Source organism: Rubrivirga sp. (assembly GCF_049648075.1).
Lineage (GTDB): Bacteria > Bacteroidota > Rhodothermia > Rhodothermales > Rubricoccaceae > Rubrivirga.
The window spans coordinates 1-6,441 of sequence record NZ_JBARYR010000765.1 but is presented as its reverse complement, the minus strand read 5'-3'; the positions used below and the strand labels follow the sequence as shown (position 1 = coordinate 6,441).

The window sequence follows — 6,441 nt, the reverse complement described above, 5'->3', positions numbered from 1 at the left end:
GAGATCGTCGCGCGCCAGTTCATCTTTCGGATGCGCGAGTTCGAGCAGATGGAGATGCAGTACTTCGTCAAGCCGGGCTCGCAGCTCGAGGCCTACCAAGAGTGGGCCGAGAAGCGGATGGCGTGGCACGTCGGGCTCGGCATCCAGCCCTCGAAGCTGCGGTGGCACGGCCACGAGAAGCTGGCCCACTACGCCGACGCGGCCAAGGACGTCCAGTACGAGTTCCCCTTCGGTTGGAACGAGATCGAGGGCATCCACTCGAGGACGGACTTCGACCTCAGCCGCCACCAGGAGTTCAGCGGCAAGAAGCTCGAGTACTTCGATCCCCAGACGCAGGAGCGCTACATCCCCTACGTCGTCGAGACGTCGGTCGGCCTCGACCGGACCATCCTGATGATCCTGTCGGATGCCTACCGCGAGGAGGAGGTGACCAACGGCGACAAGACCGAGTCGAGGACGGTCCTAAAGTTCCACCCCGCGTTGGCGCCGTTCACGGCGGCCATCTTCCCGCTCGTCAAAAAGGGTGGGATGCCGGAGGCCGCCCACGCCATCGAGGCTGACCTGCGCAAGCAGTTCAACGTGACCTACGACGAGAAGGGCGCCGTCGGCCGGCGCTACCGCCGCCAGGACGAGATCGGGACGCCGTTTACGATCACCGTCGATGGCGACACGATCGAGAACGGCACGGTTACAGTCCGCGACCGCGATACGATGGCCCAGGACACGATCCCGTCCGAGAACGTGCGGCGCTACCTCGAGGACAAGATCGACGCGTGGACGGCGAGATAGGCGTGCTGCCGGTCCTGGCCGTCCCCGGCTACGGCGGCTCGCCGCTCCCGCACTGGCAGCGGCTCTGGGCCGAGTCCGACGGGATCTCGGTCATCGAACAAGTCGACTGGCAACGTCCCGACCTCGAGGCCTGGGCCGGCGTCCTCGAGGACGCAGTCGCCGCGTCGGGGCCGTGCGTGCTGGTCGCTCACAGCCTGGGATGCTTGACCGTCGCGCACTGGGCCTCGAGGACGATGTGCGACGTGCGCGGCGCGCTCTTGGTGGCTCCCACGGATGCCGAGGCGCCGGGCTTCTCCGTCCCCGCGACGGGCTTCGCGCCGGTCCCACTCCGCCAGCTCTCCTTCGCGTCGGTCGTGGCTGCGAGCCTGGACGATCCCGTCGTGTCGCCCTCGAGGGCGCGGGCGTTCGCCGCGGCATGGGGTGCCCAGTTCGTCGATCTGGGTGCGTGCGGCCACGTCGACGCGTCGGACGGGTTCGGGCCGTGGCCGCAGGGCGAGGCCTTGTTGGCCGACGTGCGTCGTGGGGTGGTGAGGCGGTAGCTCGGGTGTCCTCGAGGTCGGCGATCTGGCGCGGCCGCTCGGGGACGACGGGTTAGTATCCAGGCTCTGCGAACCCAGCGTTGTTGTCGACGAACAAGCCGTTCTCAAGTAGCGAATCCACAATGCGGCGGCGACTGCCTGACGGACAGCCACCGAGGAGTTCTCTGTCCCTAAAACGACCTCCTCCCGTGCCCCGACGACGGTCAGCATGTCCTCAAGGTCGTGGCTCCCAAAGAGTCATTTCCACGACCTTGGTCCTAAAATGCCCCCACTTTGTCGCCACGGACGTCGGAAGCAGGCGGGTCGCTAGAACACGCAGTGAGGAGGCCGGCAGCGGCCACAGCGAGGTGTCGGCTCGGAATCCTGAGAGGGTGCGCGGTATAGAGCCGTCGGGATAACTCCGTGCCCACATTCGGCGGCAGGCGTCTCGCCCCCCGTCACACGCCCGCTACGGACTCGCACAGCGGACGACGGCCCCGAGCCGCTCATGATCACGGTGGCCTACCGATCCGGGGCGTAGTCGTCCGGGACCAAGTCGGCAAGGCGCTCAAACCCCATGTAGCCCCGCGTGAGAACGTCGAGGGGCGCTTCGGGCGTGCCGCGCTCGTCGAGGCGGACCTCAGGCGCGCGGAGTTCGATGAGAGACTGCTGAGCGTTCGCCGTCGGCCGGCTCTCGCCGCGCACGAGGGCTGAACGCGCAAACGCTGGGTCCTCGGGCTCGTCGTAGCGGACGCCGAGCTCTCCCCGGAAGCGGAGGACGCCGCCACCGTCGCGGTCGTGGCGGAAGACGTCGCGGCGGCGGACGACGCGTGCGGCATCGCCCTGGCCCATCGTCCCCATCGTGCCGGTGGCGCGGTCCTCGTCCAGCGTCAGCGTGAAGCCGGAGTCCTCGAGGTCGTCCTCGACGAGCGTGCGGAGCAGGTGAGCGAGCGATCCCCGGTAGGCGTCGGCGCGCGCGCGAGCCCACCGTTCGGCCTCGAGGTCGGACCCAGGATCCAGCGGTTCGAAGCGGGCGTCGCCGTCGTAGCGGACCTCGTCGGCCGTCTGGACGAAGGCGCGCAGGTCGTAGGTGAGGAGATAGCCGAGCGCTCGGTTCTCGATGAGGAGCGGTTTGGCGGCCGCCGCTTGCAAGACGCCCGCTCGCTCTTGGAACTCCAAAACCTCCGGGTTCACGATCCGTGCCGAGTCGCCGCGGGCCGACTCCCCGAGGAAGGCGCGCACGAACCGCACGTTCTGCCCGGTCCACCGCGTGTCCCGCGGGGCCTCGACGCGGACGAACCCGACCGTCCGTCGGGCGGTGTAGAGCGTGAAGTCGGTCGTGACCGTGTCGCCGTCCTCGAGGTCGACCTCTTGAACGACGGGCTCGTAGCCGACGAGGGAGCCGACCAGGCGATAGGCGCCGGGGGGGACCGACAGGATCTCGTACCGGCCCGCGTCGTCGGTCGCGTCGCCGCGTGTGGTACCGGAGAGGTAGACGGTGGCACCGGAGAGGGGCTCGCCGGTCTCGCCCAGGACCGTGCCGACGAGGGATCCGGTCTGGGCCGAGGCCGAGCCGACGAGCAAGAAGAGCAAAAGCGTACGCATGACGCCATCGATACGGCGGATGACCGCCTCTCGTCAACCCAAACGCGGAGAACCGTCGCTGGCCCTGCCGGCCTCACGGCCCTCGAGGGCGGCTACCGCGCCGGGCCGTAGTCCTCGGGGACGCGGTCGGCCAAGCGCTCGAAGCCAAGGTAGCCGGAGACCGAGACCGCGAACGGGTCCACGGGCGTCCCCTGCGGGTCGATGCGCGCACGTCCGCGCTCGACGTACAGCGACGACCGCTGCTCGCCGTTGGGCCGGCGCCGCCGCTCAGAGAACCAGTCGGACTCGAGGTAGGCCGGGTCCTCGGGCTCGGTGTACGTCACGTCGAGCCGGTCGCGGACGCGCAATGTGCCCCAGCCGTCTTCCTCGAGGTGCATGATGCCGCGTGCCGAGGAGCGGAACGTCGGACGGGCGCCCCAGGGGTCCTCCCAGACGAGGGCGAACGAGAACCCGTCGTCCTCGGCCGTGCCCGCTAGCAGAGCCCGCAGCAGGTGACGCAGCGACCCCCGGTACGCTTCGAGCCTGGCCGACTCCCACCGCTCGGCTTCGAGGTCGGACGCGGCCTCGAGGGCATGGAACCGCTCGTCGCCGTCGTAGCGGATGCTCGTCGCGCCGCCCTCGAAGACGTGCAGGTCGTAGACGAGCCGGTAGCCGAGCGCCCGGTTCTCGATGACGAGCGGCGCGGCGGCGGTCGCGTGCAGCGTGCCCCACCGGCTGCGGAACGACAGCACCTCGGGGTTCACGATCCGTGTCGAGTCCGCCCTCGAGGACTCGCCGATCAAGGCGTGACGGAATTGCCGAAACCGCCGTTCCCACCGCCCGTCGCGCTCCGCCTCGACCTCGACCACGCCGAGGTCGAGAGGCTCGGCCTCGAGGACGATTGCGACCTCGAGGTCGGTGCTGTCGACCGTGATGTCCTGGACGTCGGTCTCGAAGCCGAGCATCGAGACGACCAGCCGGTAGGCGCCGGCCTCGATCGCTGGGATGTCGAAGGCGCCCTCGAGGTCGGTGGCGTCGCCTCTCGTCGTGCCGGACAGGTAAACGCTCGCGCCGGGGAGCGGCGAGCCCTCCGCGTCGAGGACGGCACCGGAGACCGCGCCGGTCTGAGCCGAGACGGAGGCCGAGAGGACGAGGAAGAGCAGGACGCGCACGTCCACAGTCAACGCCGCCGCGGTCTCCGTGTCAAGTCCCTCCGTACGTTCGAGTCGCTGCCCTCGAGGGCGGCTAGAAGTCGGTCGGGGCGAACTCGTCGGCGCCCGGCCCGTCGGGGTCGTAGTCCTCGGGGACGCGGTCGGCCAAGCGCTCGAAGCCGAGGTAGCCGCCGGCCGAGATCGCGAACGGGTCCGTCGGCGTGCCCTGCGGATCGACCAGGACCGTCGTCTCCTCCGTCTGCAGGAAGGACCGTTGGATGGGGCTCGTCAAGTCACGGTCTTCCTGGAACCACTCGGACCACAGGTAGGCCGGGTCTTCCTCTTCGGCGTAGGTCACCATCAAGACGCCCGGTGCGCGCAGGGTGCCCCACCCGTCGTCGCGGACAGTGAACAGGTCGTCGGGAGCGGGGCCAACAGAGCGGCGGTCCGGGGCGATCAGCGAGATCGAAAACCCCTCTTCGGCAAAGGTGCCAGCCAGGAGAGACCGGAAAAAGTGGTTGCCCGATCCACTGTAGGCCGCGACCCGCTCCTGCCGCCACCGCTCGGTGTCGCGCCACGACGCCGGCTCCAGGTCCTCGAACAGCTCGTCGCCGTCGTAGCGGATCCGGTCGGGGCGGGCCTCGAACACACGGAGGTCGTAGGTCAGGCGGTAGCCGAGCGCGCGGTTCTCGAACACGACCGGCGCCGAGGCCGTCGCGGTAAGGAGGTTGCCGCGCTCTTGGAACGAGAGCACCTCCGGGTTGAGCACGAGCGTCGAGTCGGAGCGCCACGACTCGCCGACGATCGCGGTAAAGAAGCGGTCGAACTGACCCAGCCACGCGTCGTCGAACTCGGCCTCGACCTCGACGTCGCCCAGCTCGAGGCCGGCCTCGAGGGTGAGCGTGACCTCGAGGTCGGCGCCGGGCGTCAGCGTGATGTCCTCGAGGGCGGGGTCGTAGCCGACGAGCGACGCGACCAGGCGATACGCGCCGGGATCGACATTCAAGATCTCGAACCGGCCTTCGCGGTCGGCGGCGTCGCCGCGCGTCGTGCCGGACAGGTAGACGCTGGCGCCCGCGAGCGGCGCGCCGTCGGCATCGAGGACGGTGCCTGAGACGGTCGCGGTCTGGGCCGAGGCGGAAGCGACCAAGGCCAGGGCAAAGAGTGCCAACAGGGCCGTACGGCCGATCCGTCGAGGGTCGTGCGCCGAGGGTGCGGTGAGAGTCATGATGGCGTTCTGAGGAGTCCGGAATTTGCGTCGCGGAGGTGTAACGGACTCCGGGCGGCGTGCGTTGTTGTCAGGAGACCGATTTCGGCCTCTCTCCCCACCACCTGTTTTGCCATGACTCGCTCCCTGTTCGTTCTCACGTTCGCCATCGCGCTGGTCGCGTGCGACTCGTCCTCGACCGGCCTCGATGGAAATGCCCCGCCGCCGCTCCCCGCGGCCGCGTTCGAGCTCAACGCCGACGCGTTCCCCGGCCCGTCCAGCGGCCTCGAGGCCGACGCGTCTACTGCCCGGCTCGCGACCGGTGCCAACTACCTCAACGCCGCCGCGCGCGTCGGTATCGTGTCGACGGTCGTCGGCCTCAACCTCGTCTTGCCCGTCGAGGCCACGCGCCGCGTCACGCGCGACGAGCCGACCGTCGAGGACGGCGTCTGGACGTGGGAGCGCACGACCGACGTGCTCGGGACGCTCGTCGACCTCGAGTTGACGGCCCGCGCGGACGGATCGGAGATCGACTGGCGCTTGACCTCGACCGTCGAGGACGGCGACCCGTTTACCTTCTACACGGCCACGACCGACCTCAGTGGCGAGACCGGATCCTGGCGCCTGTTCAACCCGGACGAGGCCGGCTCCGTTGGCTCCGCCGACCTAGCGGTTCTCGAGGCCGACTTCGACGTCCGCGACCTCGACGACCGTGAGGTCACGTTCAGCGTGCCCAACAGCCGTGACAATGGCGGCTCGACGGTCCTCTACCGCACCGACGACGACGAGCAGACGTTCGACTGGCTCGACCAGCCAGAGGACGACCGCGCGCTCATCGTGTGGGACCTCGACACACGCGAGGGATCCATCGTGGCCGACACCTACAACAGCGGCGAGCGCGCCTGCTGGGACTCCGACCTCGAGGACGTCGAGTGCTAAGCTAGGCAAGAGGGAAGGGGCGGGCGGCTAGGCATCGCTCGCCCCTTCCTTTTATCGTGCGCCGTCCTTGAGGGCGAGCGTGGCCTCGGCTCCAGCGCGCCGACTCTACCCCGTCGCGTCCTCGAGGGCGGACAGGACCGCGTCGGTGTGGGCGCCGAGGTCGGGCGGCGGCGTGAGCGGTGTTGACCTTCCGGTCGCCACCGTGCGGACGGCCGCGTGGCCGTCGCCGTCGCGAACGATCAGGCGCGCCGCC

The 6,441-nt window shown here is 69.4% G+C and carries 6 protein-coding genes; 3 read left to right on the top strand and 3 right to left on the bottom strand.

The window, feature by feature from the left end; genetic code table 11:
• Positions 1–789: glycine--tRNA ligase (locus WBA11_RS20225; RefSeq protein ID WP_424522435.1), on the top strand; the 789-nt coding region annotated here is incomplete at its 5' end.
• Positions 774–1,328, top strand: coding sequence for an RBBP9/YdeN family alpha/beta hydrolase (locus WBA11_RS20220; protein WP_424522434.1), 555 nt, complete (start codon positions 774–776; stop codon positions 1,326–1,328). The genes WBA11_RS20225 and WBA11_RS20220, both read left to right, overlap by 16 nt.
• 501 nt (positions 1,329–1,829) lie before the next feature.
• Here the strand turns inward: WBA11_RS20220 and WBA11_RS20215 are convergent.
• The 3 genes from WBA11_RS20215 to WBA11_RS20205 form a co-directional block, all read right to left on the bottom strand.
• The gene (locus tag WBA11_RS20215; RefSeq protein ID WP_424522433.1) at positions 1,830–2,912 is read right to left on the bottom strand and encodes a carboxypeptidase-like regulatory domain-containing protein; all 1,083 of its coding nucleotides are present in this window, start codon (positions 2,910–2,912) and stop codon (positions 1,830–1,832) included.
• 92 nt (positions 2,913–3,004) lie between these two features.
• Complete coding sequence (locus WBA11_RS20210; protein ID WP_424522432.1) at positions 3,005–4,063, bottom strand: carboxypeptidase-like regulatory domain-containing protein; 1,059 nt, start codon at positions 4,061–4,063, stop codon at positions 3,005–3,007.
• Positions 4,064–4,136: 73 nt separating this feature from the next.
• Positions 4,137–5,213: a carboxypeptidase-like regulatory domain-containing protein gene (locus WBA11_RS20205; protein ID WP_424522431.1), complete on the bottom strand. Its 1,077-nt coding sequence runs from the start codon at positions 5,211–5,213 to the stop codon at positions 4,137–4,139.
• Positions 5,214–5,384: 171 nt separating this feature from the next.
• Here WBA11_RS20205 and WBA11_RS20200 point away from each other — a divergent pair, with 171 nt between their 5' ends.
• Positions 5,385–6,188, top strand: a complete 804-nt coding sequence (locus WBA11_RS20200) for a hypothetical protein (RefSeq protein WP_424522430.1) — start codon at positions 5,385–5,387, stop codon at positions 6,186–6,188.
• Positions 6,189–6,441 lie beyond the last annotated feature (253 nt).